This window comes from Roseibium sediminicola (assembly GCF_023156505.1).
GTDB classification, from domain to species: domain Bacteria; phylum Pseudomonadota; class Alphaproteobacteria; order Rhizobiales; family Stappiaceae; genus Roseibium; species Roseibium sediminicola.
On the sequence record NZ_JALNMJ010000003.1, the window covers coordinates 1 to 25,141 of the forward strand.

The 25,141-nt window shown below is 60.3% G+C and carries 25 protein-coding genes; 14 read left to right on the plus strand and 11 right to left on the minus strand.

Annotation, left to right across the window (positions count from 1 at the left end; all coding sequences use genetic code 11):
• Positions 1 to 457: 457 nt before the first annotated feature.
• Positions 458 to 775 (minus strand): DUF2834 domain-containing protein, encoded by a 318-nt coding sequence (locus M0H32_RS05440; RefSeq protein WP_248151804.1) that lies wholly within the window; start codon positions 773 to 775, stop codon positions 458 to 460.
• A gap of 190 nt (positions 776 to 965) precedes the next feature.
• On the opposite strand from M0H32_RS05440, the gene M0H32_RS05445 reads away from it, so the two are divergent.
• From M0H32_RS05445 to M0H32_RS05455, 3 genes are all read left to right on the plus strand, one after another.
• Complete coding sequence (locus M0H32_RS05445; protein ID WP_248151807.1) at positions 966 to 3,062, plus strand: FUSC family protein; 2,097 nt, start codon at positions 966 to 968, stop codon at positions 3,060 to 3,062.
• A gap of 168 nt (positions 3,063 to 3,230) precedes the next feature.
• Positions 3,231 to 4,046, plus strand: coding sequence for a hypothetical protein (locus M0H32_RS05450; RefSeq protein WP_248151809.1), 816 nt, complete (start codon positions 3,231 to 3,233; stop codon positions 4,044 to 4,046).
• A gap of 98 nt (positions 4,047 to 4,144) precedes the next feature.
• Complete coding sequence (locus M0H32_RS05455) at positions 4,145 to 5,014, plus strand: transporter substrate-binding domain-containing protein (protein ID WP_248151812.1); 870 nt, start codon at positions 4,145 to 4,147, stop codon at positions 5,012 to 5,014.
• Positions 5,015 to 5,020: 6 nt separating this feature from the next.
• On the opposite strand, the gene M0H32_RS05460 is transcribed toward M0H32_RS05455, so the two are convergent.
• Entirely contained in the window at positions 5,021 to 5,806 is a 786-nt protein-coding gene (locus M0H32_RS05460) for a substrate-binding periplasmic protein (RefSeq protein ID WP_248151815.1), read from the minus strand.
• A gap of 256 nt (positions 5,807 to 6,062) precedes the next feature.
• Here M0H32_RS05460 and M0H32_RS05465 point away from each other — a divergent pair, with 256 nt between their 5' ends.
• Both M0H32_RS05465 and M0H32_RS05470 read left to right on the plus strand, forming a co-directional pair.
• Positions 6,063 to 6,677 carry an MOSC domain-containing protein gene (locus tag M0H32_RS05465; protein ID WP_248151818.1) on the plus strand — a complete coding sequence of 205 codons (615 nt, stop codon included), beginning with the start codon at positions 6,063 to 6,065 and terminating at the stop codon, positions 6,675 to 6,677.
• A 43-nt stretch (positions 6,678 to 6,720) separates the two neighbouring features.
• On the plus strand, positions 6,721 to 7,113 hold the full coding sequence (locus tag M0H32_RS05470; protein WP_248151821.1) for a RidA family protein: 393 nt from the start codon (positions 6,721 to 6,723) through the stop codon (positions 7,111 to 7,113).
• A gap of 40 nt (positions 7,114 to 7,153) precedes the next feature.
• Here M0H32_RS05470 and M0H32_RS05475 read toward each other — a convergent pair whose 3' ends face one another.
• Positions 7,154 to 7,465: a DUF2293 domain-containing protein gene (locus M0H32_RS05475; protein ID WP_248151824.1), complete on the minus strand. Its 312-nt coding sequence runs from the start codon at positions 7,463 to 7,465 to the stop codon at positions 7,154 to 7,156.
• Between the two features lie 39 nt (positions 7,466 to 7,504).
• Positions 7,505 to 9,511: a putative bifunctional diguanylate cyclase/phosphodiesterase gene (locus tag M0H32_RS05480; protein WP_248151826.1), complete on the minus strand. Its 2,007-nt coding sequence runs from the start codon at positions 9,509 to 9,511 to the stop codon at positions 7,505 to 7,507.
• Positions 9,512 to 9,898: 387 nt separating this feature from the next.
• Between M0H32_RS05480 and M0H32_RS05485 the strand changes: the two genes are divergently transcribed.
• The 5 genes from M0H32_RS05485 (at position 9,899) to M0H32_RS05505 (ending at position 14,633) form a co-directional block, all read left to right on the plus strand.
• The gene (locus M0H32_RS05485) at positions 9,899 to 10,525 is read left to right on the plus strand and encodes a helix-turn-helix transcriptional regulator (protein ID WP_248151829.1); all 627 of its coding nucleotides are present in this window, start codon (positions 9,899 to 9,901) and stop codon (positions 10,523 to 10,525) included.
• Between the two features lie 26 nt (positions 10,526 to 10,551).
• Entirely contained in the window at positions 10,552 to 12,435 is a 1,884-nt protein-coding gene (locus M0H32_RS05490; RefSeq protein WP_248151831.1) for an ABC transporter ATP-binding protein, read from the plus strand.
• Between the two features lie 72 nt (positions 12,436 to 12,507).
• A complete protein-coding gene (locus M0H32_RS05495) occupies positions 12,508 to 13,353 on the plus strand; it encodes a helix-turn-helix domain-containing protein (RefSeq protein WP_248151833.1) in 846 nt (281 codons plus the stop codon).
• Between the two features lie 254 nt (positions 13,354 to 13,607).
• Positions 13,608 to 13,919, plus strand: coding sequence for a hypothetical protein (locus M0H32_RS05500; protein ID WP_248151837.1), 312 nt, complete (start codon positions 13,608 to 13,610; stop codon positions 13,917 to 13,919).
• A gap of 6 nt (positions 13,920 to 13,925) precedes the next feature.
• Complete coding sequence (locus M0H32_RS05505; RefSeq protein WP_248151839.1) at positions 13,926 to 14,633, plus strand: DUF1963 domain-containing protein; 708 nt, start codon at positions 13,926 to 13,928, stop codon at positions 14,631 to 14,633.
• Between the two features lie 95 nt (positions 14,634 to 14,728).
• On the opposite strand, the gene M0H32_RS05510 is transcribed toward M0H32_RS05505, so the two are convergent.
• Together M0H32_RS05510 and M0H32_RS05515 are read right to left on the minus strand one after the other, a co-directional pair.
• Positions 14,729 to 16,378: an FMN-binding glutamate synthase family protein gene (locus tag M0H32_RS05510; RefSeq protein ID WP_425607295.1), complete on the minus strand. Its 1,650-nt coding sequence runs from the start codon at positions 16,376 to 16,378 to the stop codon at positions 14,729 to 14,731.
• A 109-nt stretch (positions 16,379 to 16,487) separates the two neighbouring features.
• The gene (locus M0H32_RS05515) at positions 16,488 to 16,859 is read right to left on the minus strand and encodes a VOC family protein (RefSeq protein ID WP_248151842.1); all 372 of its coding nucleotides are present in this window, start codon (positions 16,857 to 16,859) and stop codon (positions 16,488 to 16,490) included.
• A 109-nt stretch (positions 16,860 to 16,968) separates the two neighbouring features.
• On the opposite strand from M0H32_RS05515, the gene M0H32_RS05520 reads away from it, so the two are divergent.
• Positions 16,969 to 17,847, plus strand: a complete 879-nt coding sequence (locus M0H32_RS05520; RefSeq protein WP_248151846.1) for a LysR family transcriptional regulator — start codon at positions 16,969 to 16,971, stop codon at positions 17,845 to 17,847.
• Here the strand turns inward: M0H32_RS05520 and M0H32_RS05525 are convergent.
• The gene (locus M0H32_RS05525) at positions 17,833 to 19,143 is read right to left on the minus strand and encodes a glycosyltransferase (protein ID WP_248151849.1); all 1,311 of its coding nucleotides are present in this window, start codon (positions 19,141 to 19,143) and stop codon (positions 17,833 to 17,835) included. The two genes, M0H32_RS05520 and M0H32_RS05525, sit on opposite strands and share 15 nt — an antisense overlap.
• A 243-nt stretch (positions 19,144 to 19,386) precedes the next feature.
• Between M0H32_RS05525 and M0H32_RS05530 the strand changes: the two genes are divergently transcribed.
• The 3 genes from M0H32_RS05530 to M0H32_RS05540 all read left to right on the plus strand — a co-directional run bounded on the left by M0H32_RS05530 (position 19,387) and on the right by M0H32_RS05540 (position 21,166).
• The gene (locus M0H32_RS05530) at positions 19,387 to 20,127 is read left to right on the plus strand and encodes a substrate-binding periplasmic protein (RefSeq protein WP_248151852.1); all 741 of its coding nucleotides are present in this window, start codon (positions 19,387 to 19,389) and stop codon (positions 20,125 to 20,127) included.
• A 165-nt stretch (positions 20,128 to 20,292) separates the two neighbouring features.
• Positions 20,293 to 20,712: a secondary thiamine-phosphate synthase enzyme YjbQ gene (locus tag M0H32_RS05535; protein WP_248151854.1), complete on the plus strand. Its 420-nt coding sequence runs from the start codon at positions 20,293 to 20,295 to the stop codon at positions 20,710 to 20,712.
• A 157-nt stretch (positions 20,713 to 20,869) separates the two neighbouring features.
• Positions 20,870 to 21,166, plus strand: coding sequence for a hypothetical protein (locus M0H32_RS05540; RefSeq protein WP_248151862.1), 297 nt, complete (start codon positions 20,870 to 20,872; stop codon positions 21,164 to 21,166).
• A 36-nt stretch (positions 21,167 to 21,202) separates the two neighbouring features.
• Here the strand turns inward: M0H32_RS05540 and M0H32_RS05545 are convergent, their stop codons facing one another.
• From M0H32_RS05545 to M0H32_RS05560, 4 genes are all read right to left on the minus strand, one after another.
• Positions 21,203 to 21,955, minus strand: coding sequence for an SDR family NAD(P)-dependent oxidoreductase (locus M0H32_RS05545; protein WP_248151865.1), 753 nt, complete (start codon positions 21,953 to 21,955; stop codon positions 21,203 to 21,205).
• A 66-nt stretch (positions 21,956 to 22,021) separates the two neighbouring features.
• Positions 22,022 to 22,462 (minus strand): hypothetical protein, encoded by a 441-nt coding sequence (locus M0H32_RS05550; RefSeq protein ID WP_248151870.1) that lies wholly within the window; start codon positions 22,460 to 22,462, stop codon positions 22,022 to 22,024.
• 380 nt (positions 22,463 to 22,842) lie between these two features.
• Entirely contained in the window at positions 22,843 to 23,097 is a 255-nt protein-coding gene (locus tag M0H32_RS05555) for an HP1242/YdcH family protein (protein WP_248151871.1), read from the minus strand.
• Between the two features lie 132 nt (positions 23,098 to 23,229).
• Positions 23,230 to 24,834 (minus strand): EAL domain-containing protein, encoded by a 1,605-nt coding sequence (locus M0H32_RS05560; protein ID WP_248151874.1) that lies wholly within the window; start codon positions 24,832 to 24,834, stop codon positions 23,230 to 23,232.
• Between the last annotated feature and the right edge of the window lie 307 nt (positions 24,835 to 25,141).

A 25,141-nucleotide genomic window follows, 5' to 3' on the forward strand; every position in this document is an offset into this window, starting at 1 on the left:
GAGCCTTGCTTCGAACGGACTGCCACGTACCGCGGATCGTACGGTCTCCGGCCCACTTGGGAGGGCAGCAACCGGCCCTCCCAAAACCAATCTACAAAAATTCAAACAGATAAGGATCGGCCGCTAGTCACCCGAATCTGAAGTTCGTCTTATTTCCCGGCACACTCGGAACGAGCTTCAGATTCAAAAGGGTGACTAGCAAGCATATGTTTCTAGTGTGGTTTTCGAATTTGAAATTCGCTTCGATGGTCGCTGCAACAATGAGGCGAATTTCAAATTCACCACACTAGCTCCTGTGAACGCCGCCGATCCTTCGAGACAGCGCTATCGCGCTTCCTCAGGATGACGCTCTGGAAGTAATTTTCTTGAGCACCGGTCCCGGCTCTCCGCTAAGTTCCCGCCGGGATGACGTTGGCGAGGGGGGAGTAAGAATAGGACAAGGAAGCAGAGCGTCGGATCACATCCCGCCCTCTCGCGCCTTCTCTCTCAGCCAAAGATAAAGCGGTAGCCCGAGCGACAGGCCGACGAACCAGATTGCCGGGATGGTCAGCCACCAGCCGGCAACGCCGTTTTCACGGGCATCGCGCCAGGACCAGATCCAGAAAACGGCGCAGGAGATCAGGAGATCGGTGGTGATGCCCGCGCTGGGTTTGCTGGCGAACAGAAGCGACACGAACAGGGGAATGTCGGCGCCATGGGCGCCGAGAAAGCCTGCGAAAAAAGCCCAGGGGAGGAGTGTGCCAGCAACGGCCGCCACGAGATAGACGGTTTTCATGAAGTCCTGCCTGTTGGTTCCGGGAGCTCTGTATGCGCCATTTTTCTGTCCCGCCTCAATTCCCCTGGAGGGAATAAACCTTCAAGCGATGCATCAGCTAACTGGCAAGCAAGGCTATTTCGTGCTCTGTTCTGATCAGACTTGAATTTGAAATTTCAGACCTTTAGCGGCAACGATTCACGTTCAACCGATGCTTCAACACGCCCGAAAAGCGCTGGCTGACCTTCTCGCCTACGATCCCGGGGCGCTGCGCCTGGTGCGCGGCGTTCATCTGATGCTGACGGTGCTGGCGGCGGCAACGCTCGGCAATGTGATCGGCGGCTATGTGCCCGGGGTCTCCGGTTTCAAGCTTGCAGTGATGGCGGCGGCCAGCGGCGCGCATTGCCTGATCTTCACACCGGTGGCGACCCGCAGGCAGGAAATCACGTCGATTGCCGCAATGGGCGCGATCCTTATCAGCCTGTTCAGTGTTGGCGCGCTGGTAGGAACCTTGGCGGGGGCATCGATCTCCATCGTCCTGCAGGTGCTCTGGGTCGGTGTGATCGCGCTCGGCTTTTCGCTCGACGGCCTTGGCGGCGTCTGGCAGCGCGCCGGCCGCATGATTTCGATCTGCTGGCTTTTCGTGTTCATGGGCAGCCTGCCTGTCTCTCCCGGCGTCTGGCTGCCGGCCATGGCAATCGTCGGCGCGCTGACCGCCTTTACCATCCGCATCTGTCTGTGGCGCCCGTCCACGGAAGCCACCTACAGGCGCGTTGAGGCCGCCAATCGCAAGGTGATGGCGGCATTTCTGAAAGACGCCAGTCAGGGCGCGCTCTCCACCAGACAGAGCGCCTCGGACGCCCTCAAGGACCTGTCGGACTTGCGCGCGGAGCTGCGAACCTGTGCGCAGCTGCTTGGTCCAAAACCCGCGCTCAAGGGCCTGTCGCCGGAAGCTGCGACCATGATCGAACTCGCGCTCGACGTCGTGCGCGACGCCACCAACCAGCTCTCCAATGAGGCGAGGGCGGGGCTTTCGAGGGATGCGGCCTATCTGGGCTCGGTCCGGGCCGTGTCGGACAAGCTGCAATCCGGCAGTGCCTCGGGGACCCGGGAACTGGCGACCGACTGGGCAAAACCGGATCCGGCGCTGGCCAGCGGGGAACAGTTTCAGATCCTGAGGATCGCCCAGGCGCTCCGCCGCTTGTGGCTTCTTGCCGAGGAAGCGGACCTGGAGCCTCTGGCCGCGACCCTGTCTGCGGAAGGCGGGCGCACAGCCTGGTGGCGGCGTCTTGCCTGGCGCCTGGCTCTCCAGGCCGGAGTGGCCGCCGCGGCTGGCACCGCGCTCGGTGTCGCCCTTGATCTCAGCCATGCCTATTGGGTTACGCTGACGGTGATCATTGTCCTGACCAACAGTCTTGGCACGACGCTGCAAAAGACTGTGCAGCGCACGGTCGGCACCGCCGTCGGGGTAGTCATCGCCATGGCAGTCGATCCGGTGCTGGCCGGAGCGCCGGAGTTGCGGCTTGGCCTTGTCATTGCCGCGATCCCGGCTGTGATCGTTTTCATGGACCGGAACTACACCATTGCCTCGGGCATTATCAGCTTTCTCGTCGTGATGGGTTTGCAGACCCTAGAAGGCTTGCCGCTGGCCGAACTCTGGGCTCGCCTTTACGACACGCTTCTGGGTGCGGCGATCGGACTTGGCGCAGCCTGGCTGTTGTTTCCCAAACGCTCGGGAAACAGCATCCGCGTGCTGATGGACGGCTATCTTGTGGCCTGCGCGAATTTTCTGAAATGCGAGACACACTCCGAACAGGAAGACAGACGCGATCTGGCCCGCCTGCGCGCCGCCGCGACGCAGTTGATCGCAACAGCCGACGCCTATCGCGCCGAGCAGGCGCCCTGGTCGTCTTTTTCCGGCAGTGGCAAAAAGCTGGACGTCCTGGTTATCGTGCTGGCGAATTATGTCGTCCTTTACCGTCAGGCACGAACGGCGGTCCGGCGAGAAACTGAGCAAAGTCCGACCGGGGCGGCGGAACTTGAGACCTTGGCGGGACGTCTTGACGACAGGGTCCAAGATGCACTGAGCGCCGTCCTGAAAGGGCGGCCGCAGGAAGCCGTGCCGGGACTGGCGGAGGACTGGCAGGAGGCCGTGCCGGAGCTTTCCGGTGCAGGGACCCGGCTGGCGACGGACTGGGTCGCAATGCTCTATCACGCGCGCAAGGTCATTCGCTGCCTCGAAGGGTTGCGGGAGGACAAGCTATGGTCAGGCGCTTTTGAGCGGCGGTCGGTGCCTTCCAGCCACTGACAGGGGTATGAACACGTTCTCCTTCGCCGCCTGACCCTTACCTCGAATTCATGTTCGCGCCTTCATGCAGCTGCAATTGGCCCGGCAGAATGTGTTGCAGATCACATGTGTGTCAGGCCGAACGTGCAACATGCAGAAGTTGGGATGAGCTCGGGAGGAGTTGGAACAATGAGAGTGTTCAAGATGGGCCGGGGACCAATGTTCGCCGGATTGATCGGTGCCCTGGCAACATGGCCTGCCCTTGCGCAGGAAACACAACCCGCCGGAGGCGATCCGGCGCCGCCGCCGACCTATGACTTTGTTCAGCAGGCCGGCGAGATGACCTTTGACGGCAGCAATCTGACCTTGACAGACGCCAATACCGGCGTGTTGTTCTTCAGCGACCGGCCCTATCGGCTGGGCGGTCAGGTGTCCAACGAGGATTTCGCCGCGTATTGGCAAAAACCGGATGGCTTTGAAGGCGATCCACCGAACGCGGTGGTAAGTGTCCTGAGCGAAACCGGCAAGGCGCCGGCGCTTTTGGAGCTGACTTCCGCGAAGACCGAGGGCTCTTCCGTGGTCTATGGCGTCAAGGTGCTGCGCGGCGAGCTGCCGGAAAGTGCCAAGGGCGTGGCGCTGTTCATCGACCGCAGTTCCCGTCCGCCGCGCGGCGGGCACCATGGCACGGCGCAAACGGCCGAGGGCGGCGTCGGCTTCGAACCCTATGGACCGTATTGTTACCACGCGCCGCAGGATCCGCGCTGCCGGGCCTGGCATCATCCGTACCACCCGTATTATCCACCTTACCACCCTTATCCGCCCTATGGCCCCTATTACCATCCGGGTGCGGCTTATGCGGCCGGTGTTGCCGCAGGTGCTGCGATGGCCAATGCCAACAAGCCGCCGGTCTATTACTATTACCCGATCCCGACAGGACCTCTGCCGGCCAATTGCTGGATCAACTCCCAGCACACCCAGATGGTCTGCTCCGTCCCCTTGCAATAGGAGAGGTGGCCGTTTCGAAGCCCTTCAGTTTTCTCTTAAGACCAATCGCGTATTGGTATTATATGCTAACGGGGATTTCTTAGGAGGAACGGACGTCCATGAGACGCTGGTTCGTCTTTGCTCTGATTTGGATTGTTAGCCTGATCCCTTTTCAGGTGTCCGCAAGCGACAAGATCAAGGTCCACCTCGGACTGCTGGGGGCGGGCGAACAGGTTTTCGCCTACGAGATTTCCGTGCTCAAACTGGCGCTGGCCCATTGCGGGCGCGACGCGGAGCTGGAGATCGAGGTGCTGACCATGCCGCAGGAACGGGCGTTCCTGGAACTGGAAAGCGGCCGGTCCAGCTTCAACGTTTTCTTCAGCGGCTTTTCCGCCGAACGCGAAGCCCGGTTCCGGCAGATCGACATCCCTCTGTCCCGCGGTTTGCTGGGCCACCGGATCTTCATCACCACTGACAGGTTCGCCGCCGCCCTGGCGGAGATCGGCGACCTCGACACGCTGAAGCAATTCGCGGTCGTGGGCTCGGGCAATGGCTGGCCGGATACCCGCATTTTCGAGGCTGCAGGGTTCTCCGTGCAGCGGTCGAGATATGAAAATCTCTGGAAGATGCTGGCCAAGGAGCGGATCAACATCTTCAACAGGGGCATTCACGAGGCTTATGTCGAAATCGGCATTCGAAAGCCCGAACATCAAAATCTTGTCGTCGATCCGCACCTGATGGTGCGCTACCGGTTCGACTACATGTTCTATGTTCAAAAGGACAACGAGGAATTGGGGGATCTTCTGGAGACTGGGTTGCGGCGCGCTTACGAGTCCGGCGCGTTCATGGAAAACTTCAACTCCCACCCGATGATCCGCACCGTAATCGAACAGGCCCATCCCAAGGACCGGTTGACCTTCGACATCGACAATCCCCTGATGACCGAGCGCCAAAGGGCGATTCCGGACCGATACTGGCATTCGTTCTAACCAGCCTCAGGTGCCCGAGTAGGAGGCAACGATCCGGTCGATTGTGCCATCGGCTTTCATGGTTTTCAGGACCTCGTCCAGTTCGGCTATGAAGGCATCGGCCTCCGGGCCGGTCCACTTGTCGGAAAAACCGATATGGGCGGGTTCCTGGGACGCTGTCGTAACGATTTCGACGGTGTCGTAGCCGTTCTGACGCATCAGAATTTCCGTTGCGAGGCGTTCGACCACATAGCAGTCGATCCGGCCCAGAACGAGTTTGCTCAGGTTCTGTTCGGTGGTCTGGGCCTCTTCGAGCTTTATCTTGCCCGCTTCCACCATCTCGAAGAAACGCGGACCCGGTGCCTTGTAGCCCGCGACATTGCCGAACAGCAGTCCCTCATAGTCGTCCGGATAGGCCCAGTCCTTGCTGGCGACGCCTTCACGGCAGAAGACGCTGACCTCTTCGATGAAAATCGGTTCCGACCAATGCCGGATCCAGGGGCGGTCATCCGGCTTGTAATAGCTGCCGACCAGGCCTTGCGCCCGTCCGTTTTCAACAAGCACGGTGGCCCGCGTCCAGGGAACGGCCTGAACAACAAGTTGTCCTGTGCTGAGGCGGTTGCCGGCTTCTTTCAGGATCGCGGCGTAGATGCCGGTCGGCTTTTCACCGGATTCTGACATGTAAGGCGGATAGGAATTGTCCTGCAGCAGCACGACATCCTGAGCATGCGCGAGCGACGGCGACTGGCTAAGGCTCGCAAGGGTGCTCGCCAGGAAAACCAATCGACGTGCGGATTTCAGATTGACGTTCATGATGTGTCGGCGCTTGCAGCGGTTTCCGGTCTCGACCCTGATATCTTTGCAGGCTCTTGTTGAAAGTTTGTTACCCCAGCAAAAAGCAAGCGCGACCGTGCTGCAAGTTCGCAGTTTTGACGATTTGCGACGTCAGTTGGGGATAAGCGGCTCCGCGATCCATTCACGGCATCGATTAATTCATCAAACAGTTTTGGTGGTGGTGTTCCTGTCGTGGAACTAGACTGCGGCCCAAAACAGACAGGAGCGCTTTTTGATGGACCAGCTTGCCCAGTTGCCGGACGACCTTCGGGTCACACGGAAATTCAAGGTGACCGGCAAGGTGGAGGGCGTCTACCAGACCCCCGCACCGGAGGACTTTCAGACCCAGGCAGTCGAAACGCTGGCTCTTGGCTTTGAGGGCATTGCTGGCGACCGCCATGCCGGTTTCACGCGGCTGTCCGGTGGCCGCGAGCCGTGGTATCCACGTGGCACGGAAATGTGCAACGAGCGCCAGATTTCCATTCTGTCGCTGGAAGAACTCTCGCTGATTGCCGCGCGCATGGAAATCGCGGAGCTGAAACCGGAGTGGATCGGCGGCAACATCGCCCTTGTCGGGATTCCGAACCTGACCTGGGTACCGCCGCGCACACGTCTGGTCTTTGAGGGCGGCGTGGTTCTCCGGGTGGATGGCGACAACGCGCCCTGCCGCTTTGCCGGGGCCGCGATTGCCGAACACTATCCGGACCGCGACGGGCTTGATCTCCTGTTCCCGCAAAAGGCCAAGCGGCTGCGCGGTCTGGTCGGCTATGTCGAAAAGCCCGGGTCGATTGCCCCTGGAGAAACCGTTACCGCCCATATCCCGGAACAGTGGATTTACGAACGCATCTGAGCGGCTACTCTGGCGGGCGTAACACCGTCCCGAGGAGTTTGAGATGCTGCCGATCCACCACATGTTCGACCAGGCACCCAAGCCGGTCGCGCCGTTTTCCCATGCGGTCGAAGCCGATGGCTGGGTGTTCGTCACCGGCCAGATGCCGACCTTGCCGGACGACCCGGAGGCCCCTTTGCCGGAAGGGATCGAGGCGCAGACGGCACGGGTCATGGAAAACCTGAAGATTGTTCTGGACGGCCTTGGTCTCGATCTTGAGAACGTGACCTTCATGCGCGTCTACCTGACCGAGTTCAAGCGCGATTACCAGGCGATGAACGAGACCTACCGGTCATTCTTTCCGCCGGACAGACTGCCGGGCCGGACCTGTGTCGGCGTGTCGGGGCTGGCGGTGGATGCGCTGGTGGAGATCGACCTGATAGCCCGGCGTCCCTGAGATCGGGTGAGGGCAAGCCAGTGTTGGGCCGGACGCCGGGTCAGGCGTCCGGTTCACCGGAGACTTCCTTGTTGCATCCCCAACCGCGCAGCACCTCGTTCATCTCGTCGACAACGAAAAAGCGGGCGGCGTCCCTGTCATAGCCGTCTTCCAGAAGCGTGTCGTAGTCTGTCAGTTCGTGACGGATGTGACTGGTGGTCGCCTGCCACAGCGCGATCGAGGGAGGCAAGTGGCGCAGATGGCCCGACAGGGCCAGCGCGAGAATGGATTCGGCGTCGTGCATCGGCACCCTGGGGAGCAGGGCGCGCAGGGCCTTGCGCATGTCCTTTTGCCGTTTGGTGCCGCCGGTCATGTGTTCTCTTTTACAAGGTCCGGCGGAGGCCATGGCCGCTTACAGCGGTTTTGCACCGGAAATCCGGGCGTCGGCAAGGCTGCCGGCGTTGCCGATCGGCAGCCCGGCAATCGTTGCCCCGGACGCCAGGGTGTTGCGGACCTCGTCGAAGGGCATGGGCCTGCTGAAGAAGTAGCCCTGGACATACCGGCACTGCATGGTTTCCAGGACCGCCAGCTGATCGCTTTCCTCGACCCCTTCCACGACGCAGTTGATCTGCATGGAGCGGCACAGATTGAGGATCGACGTGACCACGCCGCTGGCAACCGGTTCGCGCAGCCCGGCGACGAAGCTCTTGTCGATCTTGACGCAGTCGATCGGCAGGCGGTGCAGATAACCGAGGCTCGAATAACCGGTGCCAAAATCGTCCAGAGCCAGTTTCACGCCCGCGGCGCGAAGGGTGCGCAGACAGGTCTCGGCGGCCTCGTAACTGTCGATGACCGATGTCTCGGTGATTTCAAACGTGACGAGACGCGGGTCGATGCCGTTGCCGCGAATGATCTCAAGCAGGGCCGCGACCGTTTCGGCGTTGGTGATGTCGTGGGCGGAGAGGTTGAAGGACAGGTAAAGGTCATGCGGCAGCGCCGTAATCTGGGAAACAGCCTTCTTGAACAGCGCAACGGTCAGTCGGTGGATCAGGCCTGTGCGTTCCGCGATCGCGATGAAGGTATCCGGCGGCACTTTGCCAAGGACCGGGTTGTCCCATCGGGCGAGCGCTTCGAAGCCGACCACGACCCGCTCGGGAAGCAGCACGACCGGCTGGAAATGGACCTCGAATTCCTGATTGTAATCCGCGTTTTGCAGGGCGCTTTCGATGGCCCGCTCAGACCGGATTCTGGCTTCGTGTTCCGTGGAATAGACCGTTGTCCGGCCGCGCGAGGTCGTCTTTGAATGGTAAAGCGCATAATCGGACCGGTCGAACAGCGTATGCCCCGTCCGGCCGGCTTCCGGAAAGAAGGCAATGCCGCAGGACGCGCCCACGGACAATTGCAGGTCGCCGATCCTGTAGGCTTCACTGATGCGTTCGCAGATGGTCTGGCCGACCGCCGCGGCGTCGTCCAGGTCGCCGCAGTAGAAAAAGCCGAACTCGTCGCCGCCGAGGCGGCAGATCTCGACCGTGTCGAGGCCGAGCGTCTTCATGCGGTGACCAACCTCCATCAGCAGCTGATCGCCGAGCTGGTGGCCATAGGTGTCGTTGATCGGCTTGAAGCGGTCGAGATCGACAACGCCGACCGCGAAGACATCGCCTCTATTGCCGTAGTCCCGGGTCAGCTCATCAAGCCGATTGAAGAAATAGCGTCTGTTCGGCAGGTCGGTGAGCACGTCGGTTTCGGCCAGCCGGGCGTTGTCTGCGCTCAGCCGTTCGGTTTCCGTCTGTTTCGCGGCCAGGTCAGACTGCGACTGGATCAGCTTGCAGAAGCCGTTATAGCCGTTGAACAGCACTTGCAGGATGACAAGGCAGACCAGGAAAATGTTCAGGGCGATCGCCACATAGACATCCTGGTTCTGGCCCAGATAGTGGACCAGATAGGGGACAGTGACGATCACCATCACCATCAGCGCCGCTTGCGGCAGATGCATGAGGCAGAAGATGCAGCCAATCACCGTGATCGCGATGAACAGGGCCACATGACCGCGTTCCGACGGGCCACCATAGCTGTCCAGACTGAGCGACCAGGCGATGTAGATCGCGGCAACGAGGCTGCCGAGCACCACTGTCTGGCGCATCTTGGCGATGGCTTCCTCCGGTCCGAGATCTTTCTTGCGGGCACGTATCCAAGCCGTCATACGCAGGCAAGTCATCACCAGGATCGGTGCCAGTATGCCAACGGTCAGATAGACCGGAGCCGCGTCGAAATGCGTGTAGGACACCGCGACGGCATTGACCATCAGCAGGGCATAGAGCGACGGGATTTGGGTCTTCAGTTCGTTATACTGTGCCTGGGCGATATCCGGACGGCGCGGATCAATCATCATCCACCTAATGAATGCCCGGATTTTTTCCATCGTGCCCTCCGCAGTTATACTTTCTTACCGGAAAGAACGTAAATAATTGTTTTAGGTATATCTTTCGGCATCTTGTAATGCGCTTTGGCCTACGGAGAGGCGGCAATTTTAGCTTTTGTCACCTTGTGCGAAGCGTTGAATTCTTGACCGGCATCACCTCAATTTAACAGGTGCACAAGCAGGGAAATCAATCCGGACACGGCAGGAGATGGAAGAAATACTCCGTTCTACTCGACTTGTGGCAGATTTCCTCACCTTCACATCATTCCAGCCTAGCAAATTTGCGAAGGGGCGGCATCCCATTTGTATGTCCCGATATGTCCGGGCTTGGCCTTAATAAGATAAGCAGACTATTTTTTTATCCGGAGGATGCGTTATATAAGAGCCATGGCAGACCGAACGAGAACGCGTCTTTTGAACGCATTGAAATCTTCCGGCCCGCAAACTGCGGCGGAGCTGGCAACCGGACTGAACGTGACAACCGTTGCCGTCCGTCAGCATCTCGATGGATTGCATCAGGACAGTCTCGTGGATTTCGAGGATCTGAAAGGGACTGTCGGCCGCCCGAAACGGGTCTGGGCGTTGACGGCGGCCGGACATCAGCAGTTTCCGGACAACCACTCCAACCTGGTTCTGGGGCTGCTCAATGGCATGAGCGACATCTTCGGCGCAGAAGGGCTGGAAAAACTGATCGCCCATCGGGAAGCGCACAGCCGCAAGACCTACCAGGAAGCCATGAGCGGGGCAGAAGACCTGCAAGGCAAACTGGAAGTGTTGGCGGAGCTGCGCAACCGGGAAGGCTATATGGCTGACGTCGCTGAGGACGGCAATGGGTACCTCCTGATCGAGAACCATTGTTCCATCTGCGCCGCGGCCACCGCCTGCCAGGGATTTTGCCGGTCGGAACTGACCCTGTTTCAGGAAGTGCTCGGCCCCGATGTCGCCGTTGAGCGCACGGAGCATCAATTGTCCGGCGGACGGCGCTGCGTCTACAGGATCGAGCCACGGGCCTGACCCGGGGCCCAGCAAGGAGCTTTCGGGTGCCCATCGCAAAGCCGGTCCTGGCCGGGCTCATCGAACGGTATTTCCGCCCCTTCGAAACCCATATCAGACCGCTCGACCTTCCGGTCTCACCGCTGCCGGACAGGGGACCGCTGCATCTGGTCTGGCATTTTGCCAGGATGTTCCGGTCCCAGCTCGTGATCGTTTCGCTGCTGGCGATGATCTCCTCCAGCCTCGGCCTCGCCGGGATCTGGGCCATCGCCTATGTGGTCGACGGCGTCACGGAGCAGGGGGCGGCACCGTTCCTGAGCGACAATGTCTGGGTCCTCGTGGGTTTTTTCTTGCTCTTTGTCATCATCGACCCGCTGACTTTTCTGCTGCGTCAGTCCTTCGCCTTCCAGACCGTTCGCATCCTGCTGCCCGCCGCCATGCGCTGGCAGGCGCACAAGGCCGTCGAGATCCAGGACCTGGCCTTTTTCGAGGACACTTTTGCCGGCCAGGTGGCGTCCCGGATCGCCCAGATGACGATGTCCGTGCATCGCCAAATGATGATTGCGATCGAGACCCTCCCGTTCTTGATAATCCAGTTCGGGGGCTCGTTCCTGTTGCTGCTGGCGCTGGCCTGGCCGCTGGCAATCCCGGTTTTCGTCTGGATCGCGGCCAATTGCCTGGTCGCCTGGCTGGCGATCCCCTCCTACATGCAGCGCTCGCAGAAAGTCGCAGCAGCCAATTCCCGCGCGACCGGGGCGATGACCGACGTCTATTCCAACATCGCCATGGTCAAGCTGTTCGCCGCCGAGGATTCGGAAGCCGGCGCCATCCGCAAGGTCATCGGCGAGACCATCGACACCCGCCACAGCGAAAACCGCTCCTATATCCTCACCGACAGCAGCGTCTATTTCCTCAACGTCCTGATGATCCTGGCGGTGGTCTCCATCGGCTTTTGGGGCATGAGCGCCGGCTGGGTCTCCATCGGCGATTTTGTCGCCGGCCTGACGGTGACCCGCTCGCTGTCCCATGCCTCGTCGAGTTTCATCGGTGTCGGCCAGTCGATCACCTCGACGCTCGGTACCATCCGCGATGCCATGCCGATCATGACCAGCCGGCCGGACATTACCGACCGGCCCGGCGCGGGCGAACTGGCGGTAAGCAAGGGCGAGATCCGCTTCGACGGTGTTTCCTTCGCCTATCAGAAGGACAGGAAGCCCGTTCTGGAAGAATTCGGCCTCACGATCGCGGCCGGCGAACGGGTCGGGCTGGTAGGCCTGTCCGGTGCGGGCAAGTCGACCGTGATTTCGCTGCTGATGCGCCTGCGCGATGTCTCGAGCGGCACCATCACCATCGACGGTCAGGATGTCCGCGATGTTACCCAGGCCTCGCTGCGCAGCCGGATCGGTGTGGTTACTCAGGACATTTCCCTGCTCAACCGTTCCATCCGCGACAACATCCGTTATGGCCGCCCGGAAGCGTCGGACGAGGAGATCCGGGAGATTGCCCGCGCGGCCGAAGCGCTGGACTTCATCGAGGAGCAGATCGACAGCAAGGGCCGCAAGGGGCTCGACGCCCATGTCGGCGACCGGGGCGTCAAGCTCTCCGGCGGTCAGCGCCAGCGCATCACGATTGCCCGCGTCCTGCTCAAGGATGCTCCGATCCTGATCCTGGACGAGGCCACTTCCGCGCTCGACAGTGAAGCGGAGCTGGCCATTCAGCAGAACCTCGCCCGGATGATGGAAGGCCGCACGACACTGGCCGTTGCCCACCGCCTGTCGACGATTGCCGCCATGGACCGGCTGGTCGTCATGGACAAGGGCCGGATCGTCGAAGAGGGCAGTCACCAGGAGTTGCTGGCCAAAGGCGGCCTCTATGCAGCCCTGTGGGAACGCCAGTCGGGCGGCTTTCTGGCGCTCAGCGCGGCGGAATAACGGGCAAGGTCAAGCGTTTCTCATTCTGCGCGCCTGTTGATTTTCTGAAAATCGGATGACAATACTCCCCGCATGGACAAGAGAGACCGCGCAGACCTGTTCCGCGAACGCCTGTCGGATGCCTTGCGTAGCCGCGAGATGAACCGCAGCGACCTGGCGCGCGGCGCCGGTCTGGACCGGTCGACCGTGTCGCAGCTTCTGTCGGAGGACGCGCCGCGCCTGCCCAATGGCCAGGCGCTCGCCGCCATCGCGACGGCGCTCAGCGTTTCGTCCGACTGGCTGCTCGGCCTGTCGACCCACCGCGGTGCGGCGGCGGAAATTCTCGATCAGGCGGTTCAGGTGGCAGAGACCGAGCGCCATCCTGTCGACGAGCATCTGCTCGCCTGGTTCCGGGATGCGGTTGGTGCCAAGATCCGCCACGTGCCGGCCAACCTGCCCGATGTCCTGAAAACCGAGGCCGTGCTCGCCTATGAATATGCCGGCGAAACCCTGCGTACGGCGGATCAGGCGATCACCGGCACGCGCGACCAGCGCGCGCTGTTGCACCGGGCCGAATCGGACATGGAAATTGCGCTTTCCAAGGAGGCACTGGAAGGCTTCGCCCGCGGCGAAGGCCTCTGGGCTGGACTGACGCTGGAAGCGCGCCGGGAGCAGCTGGAGGTCATGGGCCGGACTCTCGAAGACCTTTACCCCTCGCTCCGCTTGCATCTCTTCGGTGCAACCGACCGGTTTTCCGCGCCCTTCACAGTGTTCGGGCAAAAATGGGCCGCGCTTTATCTGGGTCAGCGCTACCTGGCGTTTTCAAACACGCGCCACGTTCAGCTCTTTGCCGGTCATTTTGACGACCTGGTCCGCCACGCCCTGATCCGCTCGCATGAAGCTGGGCAATTTGCGTTGGGGCTCAGTGATAAGGTCTAAAGGTGTTGGACTGACCGGTGCGGCATCTCTCTGCCTCTGTTGCACGACCTGTGTGCTATGGTCTCCGGATATTCTAAAAAATTGCCAAAAAACAATGCAGCGCTTCTCTGGGGTGCTGTGTCGTCTAGCGCTCAACGGGCCAGCGTTGCTTGCGGATCAGTATCACGTCCGGCTGAAAAAAAACATGTGAACCGCAGGAGATCATGCCGTACTAACTCACGGTCCAAACCATTTTTGAAAACGGAGTTTGAATTTTGAAGAGAATTGTTTCCCTCAAAGCATTTGCCATTCTGTTAATCGCGGGGCTTGCCGGTTGCCAGTCGACGTCAACGACCTCCACGACGACATCCCGTACAAGCGACGCTTCCGGCGGCGGCCAGAGCCGCTGCGAAAAACTCAAGCAGGAGAGCTTCTACAACACAGCTACCGGCCGCTCGGTCGCAAATGCCACATGCGCGGGCATCTTCACCAAGATGAGCTACAAGGATTCAAATACATGGGTTCACCGCGAAAACACACGTCAGCGCGGGTGTCTGCAGCAGACCGGCAAGCTTTGTGAAGATTGAGGCGACATGAACTGGAGAGACCAGATCAGGCGTCCTGCTCTCGGATTAAAAGTGGGCGGTTTCAAACCAACTGGCAACCCATGCACGACGGTTTTTGGCGACGTTCGTGTTCAGCGGGCAGGTGAAGCCTGGCCCACATGGAAAAACAAGCCACTATGGCCTCTGTGCCAGCTGAATCTGACTGAGGCAGCATTCATGCCGGCGGGTCTCCAGGACCTGGCAATGGTTTCCGTGTTCATCGCGGAAGACTATATTGAAAGCGATGCCCTGATCGTGGATGCGGCGGACCCTGAACCCGGGTGGGCATGGTTCTTGAGGACCTATCAAACACTTGATGGACTGGAGACCATTTCGGCAGCCTCAAAACCCGACAGCCCGCTGCAGCCCTTCGAAGCCCGTTGGGCACCAGAGACAAGAGAGGATTATCCAACCCAAGACACATTGCCGATCGACTTCGAAGCTCTTGGACTGGGCGACTATTACGCTCAAGACGGCATCGAACGGTTGAACGGAACCAAACTGGGCGGCTGGCCGTCCTGCATTCAGTCGGAGCCATGGTGGAACCATGATCCGCAAGGTAGCGAATTTGAGTACGTCCTACAGATCGACAGCGAACCGAAGTCAGGCTGGATGTGGGGGGATAGCGGCAATGGGTTTTTCGCCCGCAGCAACGAGAACCCCAATCGTTGGGCACTTGATTTCCAGTTCTTCTGATCGGGGGATGACAGTCTTTTCCTGTTATTTTTCTGGATAAATGCCGTGCCCGCCACAGTCGCTTGAAGTTTTGGCGAGCGGAGAGGACGAGCCGCTCAATGATGCCTGCGATGGGGGTGCATAAGAGTCTTTGCCGCCTCGACGGATTTGGAGGCCTCGAAGCTTTCGGCCGTTGCCATCGCCCAATAGGTGGAATAGCCCGGCAGCTCGTGAACCGGGTCGAGCAGCGCACCTTTCTTCAGCCAGGTCAGGGCAGCACTGGCGGGCATAACTTCCCTGAGACCCTCGTGCAGGTAGAAGTGCTCGGGCTTGAACTCACTGGGGTGATTGAGGCCTGCCGCGGCGGAAAAGTCCCGGAGCGCCTTGATCGTGTTGTTGTGGAAATTGGTGACCCGTGTGGCCTTGTCCGGCACCACCAGCGCCTTCTGGCGCGACGGATCCTGGGTGGCGACACCGGTCGGGCATTTGTTGGTGTGGCAGCTCTGCGACTGGATGCAGCCGACGGCAAACATGAAACCGCGCGCGGAATTGACCCAGTCGGCGCCAAGCGCCATGGCGCCGGCAATGTCGAAGGCACTGATCAGCTTGCCGCTGGCGCCGATCCTGATGTCCTGGCGCAGGCCGGTGCCGACCAGGCAATTGTGCACGAATGTCAGCCCCTGGCGCAGCGGTGTGCCCAGCCGGTTGGCGAATTCGACGGGCGCCGCACCGGTGCCGCCTTCAGCGCCATCGACGACAATGAAATCCGGCTTGATCCCGGTTTGAAGCATCGCCTTGACGATGGCCATGAACTCCCATCTGTGACCGATACAAAGCTTGAAACCGACCGGTTTGCCTCCGGAAAGTTCCCGAAGCTTTACGATGAAATCGAGCAGCTCCAGCGGGGTCGAAAAGGCCGAATGCGAGGCCGGTGAGATACAGTCCTTGCCAACCGGAACGCCGCGAGCCTCGGCAATTTCTTCCGTCACCTTCGGACCGGGCAGCACGCCGCCATGGCCTGGCTTTGCCCCCTGGCTCATCTTGATTTCAATCATCTTGATCTGCGGGTTGGCGGCCTGTTCGCGGAATTTCTCAGCGTCGAACGTGCCGTCTTCCGCCCGGCAGCCGAAATAACCACTGCCCAGTTCCCACACCAGGTCGCCGCCACCCTGGCGGTGATAGCGCGAGACGCTGCCCTCGCCGGTGTCATGATAGAAATTGCCGGCCTTGGCCCCCTTGTTGAGCGCAAGGATGGCGTTGCCCGACAGGGAGCCGAAGCTCATCGCGGAAATGTTGTAGAGCGACGCGGAATAGGGGTGTTTGCAGTCCGGTCCGCCAATGGTCACCCGCATGTCGTCCTGGCCGTGCGGCTTCGGGCAGATCGAGTGGTTCACCCAACCGTGCGAGGTGTCATAGACATCGAGCTCCGTGCCGAAGGGCAAGACGTCCTCGATGTTTTTGGCCCGGTCATAGACCATCGACCGGCGCTCGCGGGAAAACGGCCGCCCATCCTGGTTGCTCTCGAAGAAATACTGGCGCAGCTCCGGACGGATTGCCTCGAACAGAAAGCGGAAATGCCCGGCGACCGGGTAGTTGCGCAAGACGGCGTGGCGGGTCTGACGGGTGTCGCGAAAGCCAATCAGCGAAAGCACTCCAAAGACCAGAAACGGCCAGAAGAAATGCACGCTGACGGCGAACATCAACACGAAAAACAGGAATGTGAGGGCGAGACAGAGACCGAAGACGGTATAGCGGGCGGGAAACACGGGTCCGGTAACTCCTCTTTCAGCGGATCCTTAAGTTGTGTCAGGCCTCGCACCAAAAGGAAAGGGCGAACAGCAATCTGCCCGCCCATGTGGTTACCGGCCGGCCGCGTCAGCCCATGTGATGCAAATTGAGTTTGTTGCCGTCAGGGTCGCGGAAATAGGCTGCGTAGAAGCCGTTTTCCGCACGCTGTCCCGGTTTGCCCTCATCCGCCGCGCCCAATGAGATGGCCTTGCGGTAGACGGCGTCGACCTGCGCCCGGCTGTTGGCCGAAAGCGCCACCATCACACCATTGCCGATACTTGCCGGACGGCCGTCGAAGGGAATGTGAATCGAAAAGGAAGGCGAGTCGGTCCCGGTGCCCCAGACAATGAAATCGTCGAATTCCATGATCCGCCGGGCGTTCAGGTCCGCCAGCAGCGCGTCATAAAACGCGGCGGATTGCTTGAGGTTGTTTGTTCCAAGAGAGGTGTATCCGATCATGGTGTGCTCCTGAGGGTGTTGCGAAAGATGCCGGCAGACACGATCTATGGTCTTGCAGAAATGAATTGAATAAGCAGAATTGCTTCCCGAACTTGCAGAAGTGAAACCGATGGACTGGAATTACCTGCGCACGTTTCAGGCAGTTGCCGACACCGGCTCGCTCTCCGCGGCCGCCGAACGGCTGTCGATCAGCCACGCGACGGCATTCCGTCATATCAAGGCTTTCGAAACCGAGCTGGGCACGCGTCTGTTCGACAAGGTGCAGGGCAAATACGGCCTGACGGATGCGGGGTCGGAGATCCTTGATCTCGCCCGGTCGGTCGCCGTCGCCATGGAGGATATTGACCGGCGGATATCAGGAACGGACATCCAGCTGAAGGGCCGGATCCGGCTGACCGCGCCGGCCAGCTTCTCCTGGCATTTCCTGCCCGGTTACCTGGCGGCGTTCCGGCAGGCCTATCCCGAGATCACGGTCGAGTTGCTGAGTTCCAACGAGGAGCTCAACATGAGCAACAGGGCTGCGGAAATCGCGCTCAGGGTGACACACACGCCGCCCGAACACCTGATCGGCCGCCGGGTTGCGGATATTCCCTGGGGATTTTACGCCAGCGCGGCCTATCTGTCGGAAAGGGGGACGCCGTCCGGTCTTGGGGCTCTCGGCGAGCATGACCTGATCGGTGCGGCCGGCGCTCAGGCGCGCCGTGAGGGCTTTGCCCAGATCGACCGGATGTTCCGGGCCCGGGTCGTTGTGCGCTGCGACGATCTCATGGCCATGGCCGCCTGCGCGCGTCAGGGGCAGGGGCTGGCGCTTTTGCCGGCGGACGTCGCCCGAGACGGGCTGTTGCACGCCCTGGCCCATCCCGATCTGCCGGACAACCAGCTCTGGATCCTGACGCACCCCGATCTGCGGAAGGTCGAGCGGGTGCGCCGCATGATGAACTTCCTGGGAGAATCCTTCAGCAAGGAACAGGGCCTATCTAGCCGATGAAGCCGGCGCCTCGGCCTTCCCAAGCAACGACATCAGGTGTGCCGCCGTTCCACGGGCACCGGGTTCCTCGGCCATCACCGAGGCTGCTCGTTCAGCGCCTTCCCGGTAGGCGGGCTCCTCAAGCGCCTTCAGCGCCTTTGCCAGATCATTTGGCTCCAGTTTCTTTTGGGGGATCGGGGCGGGACCGCTGCCAGCCTTGTGGACCCGGCTACCCCAAAAGGGCTGGTCGCCGAAGACGGGACAGACAAGCGAGGGTTTGCCCCAGCGCACTGCCTCATGGGTGGTGCCGGCGCCGCCGTGATGAACAATGGCAGCACAGCGTGGAAACAGCCAGCTGTGCGGGGCCTTCTCCAGCAGGAAAACCTTATCGGTCAGGTTCTTTGGCAGGGTCTGTTCCGACAATCCGCCCCAGCCGGTCGCAAGGATCGCACGTTGTCCCGTTTGGCTGAGCGCGGCCAGAACGATATCCGTCAGCCGACCGGGATCCTTGCTGGGCATGGACCCGAAGCCGAGATAGACAGGCGGCGGACCGCTTGCCATGAAAGCGGCAAGCGTCTGGGGCGGTCGATAGTCGGCGTCGGGCTCGGTGAACCAGTAGCCACTGGGCCAGGCTTCCTCGGGCCAGTCTTCGGGCGTCGGCACCAGGGCGCGTGAAAAGGCCTGCAGGGAAAGGGCTTTGCCGCCACCGGGCCAATGACCGTCGATATGATTGCCCGGCATCGCGAACTCCGCTTCAGCCTCGGCCTTGATCGGTTTGATCAACGGCGCGAGACCTGCCTTCATCAGAAAACGCCCGGCGGCATAGCTCTTGCGGTTGAAATACCGGCCAAGATCCGGAAGGCTGAACAGGGGCAGGGGAAAATCGCCGGTCGGCGCTGTCACCGGCTGCAGGGCGGTTGGAAGAGCGGGAACATTCAGCCGCCGCCCCACCAGGGTCATCAGCGTGGCTTTCAGGTTGAACAGGATCAGGTCAGGCCGCTCATTGAGGCCCGTGTGCCAGAGCGTTTTGGCGACCTCCTTCTGGAGATCGAGGTTCTGTCTGGCCGCCCTGATCTTGCCTTTCAGGGTGAACAACGCAGCCTGGACATCCTTGTCCTGCAACAGGGTCTGATAGTTCAACGGCACGGGTCTCGCCCGTGCTCCAGCCGCTTCGATCATGTCGTCAAACCCCTCGCCAGTGACGACGACGACCTCTGCGCCCAGGCTGACAAGCTGCCGGGCGAGCGCAACATAGGGCTGGACATCGCCGCGTGTTCCGAGCGAGGCAATCAGGATTTTCTTGCGGGAGGTGGCCATCGGGAACCCGGTCTTTGACGGAAGGTTTCTTTCAAATGGCAATCCTTGGCTCATATAGCAACGGTTGAACGGTGCTTCCGGCACACTGCAGGCGAGGGCTGCAGGGCGGCGTCTGTGCGACCTCTACTGGCGGAAAACGCCGGGTATTTGCGAAAAACAGACGGTCTCCGACGGAAACAGGAGGGTCCTGTTTACACTTTCGCATTAGGTGCAAAGGAGGTGCTCTTGGTCAAAAGGCGGGTCATGCAGTCAGCAAGGACTTTCGTGCTGTTTCTTTGTGCGGTGTTTGTCATCGCGCGCTGGGGATCGGCGTCTGCCCAGACGCCGATTGATATCGTCACCGAAAACTATCCGCCTTATGAAATGCAGGAGGCCGTGAACGGCTTGCGCGGTTTCGACTACGAAGTCGCAATGGAAGCCTTCACGCGTATGGGATACGTGCCGACGATCCGTTTTCTGCCCTGGAAACGCGCGCTCAAGGAAACCGAGAGCGGCACAACCGCCGGCGTTCTGACCTGTGCGCAAAACGTTGAACGTGACCGGTATATGCTGTTTTCAGATCCAATCAGCTCGTTCACGGACGGCCTGTTCAAACGCAAGGGACATGCCGGCCCGCAAATACGCCAGATCCGAGATGTGATCGGTCAGAAGGTTGCCTCGATGGCCGGCTACGAAAGCCTCAAGGAACTCCAGGACATCGGCGCGGACCCGATAGAAGTCCCGAACACCCTCGACGGTTTGAACATGTTGCAGGCGCGCCGGTTCGACTACCTGCATGGCGGGCGGGAGATGACGGAATTCATGATCCGCAAGCATGGCTTTGCCGGCGCGTTCGAATTCATTTCGCTCGATCGGCAGCCTTTTCATTTCTGTTTTTCCAAGGCGTATCCTGGGGTGGAAGCGCTTATGGCTGCCTTCAACGCGGCGCTGGCGGAGATGCGGCGTGACGGCACATACGCTGCCATTCACGGCAAATACCGCTGAGATCCGGGGAGAGCCTTAAAATGTACGGGCAACGGTACGCCGCCCGCACAACTCCGAGCCGTGTTCCCTTCGTATCTTCGAAAGCTTCGCGGACATCCTTGCCCGTTCTCTGGCAAGAGGTGCTAAACGGAGTGGAGGATCAACCGGACGGCGGGCCAGAGAAATATGCAGACGACGTTTTCGATTTCGACCCGAGGTGCAGGCCTTTACGAATTCACCGGCGATGTGGCCCGCTGGCTCGGCAACCAGACCACAGGCGAGGGCCTCCTGACCCTGTTTGTGCGGCACACGTCCTGTTCGCTTCTCATCCAGGAAAATGCCGACCCGGATGTACAGCGGGATCTGAATGCCTTTTTCTCCCGTCTGGTGCCACCATCGGATGACCCGTCCATGTCCTATCTCGTGCACACACTGGAAGGTCCCGACGACATGCCGGCGCATATCAAGGCGGCGATGATGCCGGTGTCGCTGTCCATTCCGGTCTCGGCCGGCCGCATGGCCCTCGGCACCTGGCAGGGTATCTATCTGTTCGAGCACCGCAACCACCCGCATCGGCGCCAGGTCGCCGCGCATTTTTTCAGCTGACTTCGTTTCTGGAAACGCGAATATTCATTGAATTTAAAAGTGATTTCGGAGTTTTTGTGACGATTGTCACACCTTGGGGCGCTGGCCGGATTATGCTTGAGAGAGCCATCCAACACTGAAGGCCGCCGGAGCGGCCATCGACAGGGGAGACACTCGAATGCGGATCCTTTTTTTGCTCGCGGCGCTGATTGTGGCCCAGCCCGCTCTCGCGGACAACGACCCGAACCGGCCGACGGACAAGATCGCCGCGGATCTGGAAATCACGGAAGTCCAGTTCATCGAGTGTTTCAAACCCGTCAATCCGGAGCCCGGCAAATATCCGACCGGAGCGCAGCAGCGCGCCAACAAGGCGATCCTGTTGCCCTGTCTTCAACAGGCCAATCCGGCGATCACCAATGACCGCCTCGATGCGGTGATGGACAAGTACCGTCCGGAAGGCGCATTCCGGAACTAAGCCAAGGAGGAGCGGGAGCCGCTCTTACAGTCTTGGTCACTTCCGGAGTGCCGGCAGGCCGACCCCCGTGCTTTCGAAGCCACCGTCAGACGCGATCACCTGTCCGGTGACGTAACTGGCTTGCTCGGAACAGAGGAAAGCAATCACTTCCGCGATTTCCAATTCGCTGCCATAGCGGTTGAGCGGAATTGCGTCGTGATAGGCATCGATGATTTCCTGACTGTGCACCGCCATGGCCAGTTTGGTCCGCACAGGCCCGGGGCAGACGCAATTGGACCGGATACCGTATTCTCCAAGTTCCGCCGCCTGTTGCTTGGTCAGCTGGATGACCGCCGCCTTGGAGGTGCCATAGGCCACCCGCAGGGTTGAGGCCCTCAATCCCGAGATGGACGCGATGTTGACAATGGCGCCACGCGTCTCCTTCAGCGCGGGCAGGGTGGCCTGCGAGACCAGAAAGACACCATCGAGATTCGTGTCCATCACCCGCCGCCACATGGCGAAATCCGTCTGTTCGATCGGCCCGAATTCGGCCACTCCGGCATTGTTCACCACCGCGTCCAGGCGTCCGAATCTTTCGAGAATGGCGGGTATGGCCTTGTCGACATCCGAAGGGATCGAGACATCAAAGACAAAGGGCGCGGCACCCTCGAGTCCGTCCGATGCCCTGGCCAGCTCTTCGGCATCCCGATCGAGCATGGCTACCTGCCAGCCCCGGTCCAGCATAAGCTTGGTGGTGGCAAGGCCAATGCCGCGGGCCGCGCCCGTGATGAGTGCCGTCTTCTGGGTCATGTCATGTCTGTCCGTTGAGTAAATTGATCGGGGGAGGGCATTTTGAACGGCAGTGAAGTCAGCCGGTCAGCGCATGGAAATACAGACCCTTATGGCGCCGGCATTGTCCCAGAGGGCAACATCCTTGTCGTTGATCCGGAACGCATAGACGCCGGATGGATCGGGCGCGTTGACAGCCAGGGCGGCGAATTCGGCAAAAGGCACGATCCGTCCGGCCCGGTCGCGCACCAGCATCTCGCCAAAGGCATAGGACTGGTCGAACTTGTAGCCGTAGAGCGGGCCCAGTTTCTGCGCATCCTTGCCCGAATAGCCTCGCGGTCCAACGGGCTTGTACATGCCCGAAATCACGCTCCAGCCGCCGGAATAGGAGACCCTGCGGATCTTGCCGCCGGGCAGGGAGAGCAGTTGCCATCCCTTCTTCGACTGAACATCAACGCAGTGATCCGCAGCCAGCGCCGCAGACGGAGCAAACCAGAGCAGGACCAGAAGACAGCGGAAGAAGAACATGACCGGTTCCAATGAATAACGCCACGGAACTAAGCAGCCGGAACTGTCCGGCGTCAAGCGCGTTGGAGACGCGGTCACGCAAGCCTCACACACACTTGCCTTGTAAACTTTGACAGGCGATCCCACATCTTCAAACGAACGATGAGGGTCGTTCCTCCCCAGACTGGCGCCGGGCTTCTTGCAAGCTGCGGCGCCTTCTTTTTTGGAAGAATTGTGGTTAGGCTGAGGTTTCTTCGGTGACCAGGCAGGCTGTACTGCCTTCAAAAACGCGATCCACGGCGCTCCGGAGGGACGGGCAAGTCTCGGGGAGTGGCATGTGGTGGCCCGCGCCGTCGGACGGGGACGGCGCGGGCTCTAACACCGGCCTGAAAAGGAGGGGCTCAGGACGCGGTGTTAGCCGCAGCCGCCAGCAGGGCAGCAATCTGGTCTTTCAGATGAAGCCGTTTCTTTTTCAGGTCTTCCAGAACCTCGTCGGATGCCGGTTCCACATCCGTCTCGACGCGGTGCACTTGGCGATTGATGGTGTGATACTCGTCGGCCAGGCGCGCGAAATGGGCGTCGTTGGTCTTCAAAGTGTGCAGGGCGTCTGCGGCTTCCGGGAATTCTTCGTGAAGTTCGTGTGGCACGTGGCTCATTCTTGCCTCCTTGTGAGACCCACAAAGTGCCGACAAGCGGCGGGCTGCACCTTGAGACAGATCAATCGCAAGCGCATTCAGGGGAGAGATTTTGCTCCGCTCCTGCCGGGAGAAGGGAATTGGCGCAGCGTCTCAGTTGCTGGGCACGGGAGACAATTTCGGCAGCCGGCCCTTGGTCGGCATCTTGTCCTTGAGCGTCTGCTCGAGCAGGTAAAGCGAGAAGTCCCTGATCGGCATTGGCTTGGCGAAATAATAGCCCTGCGCGTAGTCGACCTCGCGGTTTCTCAAGGACGCCAGTTGCTCGAAAGTCTCGACACCTTCGGCGCAGACTTTCATGGCATGCGCGTCGGCAATGCCGAGGATCGCGTTGAAGAATGTGCCGCGGGCACTGTCCGGGGTCGTGCTGAGATCGTCGATGAACATCTTGTCGATCTTGACCACATCCGGGTTCAGCGCCTTGATCTGCGCAAGATTGGAATAGCCCGTGCCGAAATCGTCGATCGCGATCCGGCAGCCGATGCTGCGCAGATATTCCAGCGATTTGGCGATGCTGGTGCCGGTGCCAATTCCGGTTTCAAGAATTTCGCAGTTCAGCGAAATCTGCGCATCCGTCGCGGTGCGGAAAACGGGTGACTGGATGACGGTCTGGATCTGCTCGTCGTCCAGATCCGCCTGGAAGAAATTGACACCGACCTTGAAGCCCGGCCGTCCGGCAAGCAGCGGGATCAGTTGCTTCAGAGCTTTTGCGATGATGATTTCGGTGAATTCCCAGGTCAGGTTCTGGTCCTGGATGATGGTGATGAATTCATCCGGGAAGAGTTTGCCCTGGGCATCCTCGAAGCGGGCCAACACCTCGCAGCCTTCGCATTTCATCGTTTCCAGAGTCACGATCGGCTGGAAATGGGGTTCAAAGCCCTTGCCGCCGTTCCGGATGGCGCGCCGGACACGGCCGGCCGGGCTGTTGTTCATGCGGACGGCGCGGCGCACCCGCTGGCAGACAAGGAAGCCGGTCACCAGACTGAAGGCCGCGAAAATAGCGAGCAGCAAGCCGTTTTCCGCGAGCACCCGGCTGGCCGGGATCATGGTCAGATAACAAAGTCTGGTCTCGCCTGGTCCGCAGACATGCGCGTAGACATGGCCGAAGACCGGTCCGAAACTGCTGCTAAACTGTGCCAGAAGCTCGGAATTGCCGTTGGCGTGATAGATTTCCTCATACGGCGCGTTCACGTTGGAGACAAAGAAGAGGTCATCCGCGGCGGTCGCAAGATTGCCGGTCAGAAAGAAGGACACCCCGTAGCGGCCCTTTTTGATCACAGTGACCTTGTCAACGCCTTCAGCCCGGTCAAAAGGCACGCGGTACCAGGTCTGGCGGCCGTCCTTGAACAGATTCGCCTTTTCCGGCGGGCCAAAATCATGGGCCGGCTCGAACCGACCGAAACTCGAGGAACAGGCGGCCCGCCAGCCACCGTCCGGGAAAAACCAGATGTTGGTGATGTGATTGTCTTTAAAGACCAGCGTGTTGAGCTTGTTGAGGTGCGCGCTGCCGCAATCGTCCTGCGGCAAGGCCTCCAGGTCCGCGTAAAGCTGGTTGCCGCGGTCGATATTTGCGAGCCAGACATCGAGCAGGGCACCGGTCTGTTTTTCCAGATCCCGCCTGGCATCGAACGTCACACCGGCCCAGGCCATTAACATCATCACGGCAATGGTCGTCAGGCCGGCAAGGGCGCCTGCGAACAAGGGTCTGTTTAGGAGTGTACTTCCAGATAGTGCCATGTAGATGCCGTGTTGGTCAGCATCTTGTTAGCGCACAGGAAATTAAGAACAGGTCAATCGGTAGCATTAACGCGGCTTAACCTGTCCTGATTGAGGTTGACTGCGCAAACAAGCCCACTGGACAGGTCGGCCGCATTATCCGCGCGGATAGACCGGCGAGTGCCCGTAAGGGCATAAAACAACGTTTGCCGTCCGGTCTTGTCCAATGCCTAGCGCAGCATGGAGCCGGCCTGAAGCGACGCAAGGGCCAATCCTGTCATGAGTCCCGCTC